The following is a 1,683-nucleotide window of genomic DNA, read 5'->3' as shown; positions in this document are numbered from 1 at the left end:
CTCGTGAATCAGGACGCGGAAGGCGGGCCGCTCTCCGAACAGGACGCCTGGGAAGCGATCGTCCATCCCGACACGGACGACGTGCCGCCGCCGACGGCCGAAGCGGCGATGGAGGAGGGCGAGCACGTCGGGAACAACGTCGCGCGGATGATCGACGGCCGCGACCCCGTCCACTGGTCGTACATCAACAAGGGAACCGTCGTCTCCGTCGGGGAGGAGGCGGTCGCACACGACGTCATCGGGATTCCGCTCAACACCTTCAGCGGGCCAGGCGCTCGCGTCCTCAAGAAGATCATCTCCGCTCGATGGATCGGCGAGTCATACTCGTGGCCAGCGGCGGCGAAAGCATGGACGGACATGTGAACCCCGAGGAGTCGACCGTGGCCGTCTACTTCGACATCGACGGCACGCTGCTCGAACGGCGGTGCGAGGAGGACGAAATCGTACCGACCGCCGCCGAGTTCGGCATCGACCTGCGCGACGAGCAGGTCGAGACGTTCGACCAGTTCGTCCGGCAGTACTTCCGTCGGAACGTCGAGGACGGCTACCGCGAAGCCGTAAAGACGTTCACGAAACATCTCGGCCTCGATGTCGATACCGACGCGTTCACCGCCTCGCTCAAGCGTCGGAAGGTGGAAAACACCCGACTCGTGGACGGTGCCGAGGGCGTTCTCGGCGAGTTCGCGGAATCGACGCGTCTCGGCATCATCACGAACGGCGAGGGCGACATCCAGCGCGAGAAGCTAGCGACCCACGGTATCGACGACTACTTCGAGCACGTCCTCATCTCGGGGAAGCGTGAGACGATGAAGCCGAAGGACGAAATGTTCGAGATGGCGAAACGCGAGTGGGTGGCGGACGGGTACGTCTACGTCGCGGACCGCCTCGGCGACGACATCATCCCCGCGAGGGGAAACGGGTTCGCCACCGTCTGGGTGTCCGACGAGTCGTCGCCGATTCCGGATCTCGTGGTACCGACGCTCGCCGACCTGTCCGTGGACGGCGTCCTGGACGTGGTGTACCGGTGACCGAACACGGTGTGAGGACACGCGGATTCGAACGACGAAGGGGAAATCGAATGAGAACGACTATCGACGGAACCGTCGGTTCTCGCCCAACGGCGAGGACCACGGGCGAACGGGGAGGAACGGACACGGATGAGTGAATTCACGCCGATTTCGGAACACGGTCTCATCGGGAACCTGGAGACCTGCGCGCTCGTGGACACGACCGGTGCGGTCGATTGGTGTTGTTTCCCACATATGGAATCCCCGAGCGTGTTCGGATCGATACTCGACGCCGAACGGGGTGGGGAGTTTGCCATCGCGCCGCTCACCGAGTACGACGCCCACCAACAGTATTTCGACCGGACGAACGTTCTCCAGACGACGTTCGAGACGGCGTCCGGAGAGTTGACCGTCACCGATTTCATGCCGGTCATCGGCGAAGCTGTCGCCGACGAGCATCAGGACCAGGCTATCTATCGGAAGGTGACCTGTACCGAAGGAACGGTGGACGTGGAAGCGACGTTCGCTCCTCGGTTCGATTACGCCCGTTCCGAGACGTCGCTGGAATCGACGTCCGGCGGGATTCGCGCGACCGGAGACGGGGACGACGAGAGCGCGTTCCTCTCGACGCCGGTTTCGATGGTAATCGAGGACGGCGCGGCCCACGCCTCGTACT

2 protein-coding genes and 1 pseudogene are annotated in these 1,683 nt (G+C 63.6%); all 3 read left to right on the top strand.

Annotated elements, in window-relative coordinates; genetic code table 11:
* Nucleotides 1-363, top strand: a pseudogene (locus tag WBV42_RS03025) (NAD(P)/FAD-dependent oxidoreductase); the annotation flags it as partial.
* Nucleotides 306-1,028, top strand: a complete 723-nt coding sequence (locus WBV42_RS03020) for an HAD family hydrolase (RefSeq protein ID WP_423984722.1) — start codon at nucleotides 306-308, stop codon at nucleotides 1,026-1,028. The pseudogene WBV42_RS03025 and the gene WBV42_RS03020, both read left to right, overlap by 58 nt.
* A gap of 129 nt (nucleotides 1,029-1,157) precedes the next feature.
* A partial coding sequence (locus tag WBV42_RS03015; protein ID WP_423984721.1) for a trehalase-like domain-containing protein occupies nucleotides 1,158-1,683 on the top strand: 526 nt, incomplete at its 3' end.

This window comes from Haladaptatus sp. (assembly GCF_049589095.1).
Taxonomy (GTDB): domain Archaea; phylum Halobacteriota; class Halobacteria; order Halobacteriales; family Haladaptataceae; genus Haladaptatus.
This window is presented reverse-complemented; position numbering and strand designations above follow the sequence as displayed.

Excerpts from the sequence above, each read along its gene's own strand:
- WBV42_RS03020 (WP_423984722.1), top strand. The coding sequence starts at position 306 with ATGGATCGGCGAGTCATACTCGTGGCCAGCGGCGGCGAAAGCATGGAC.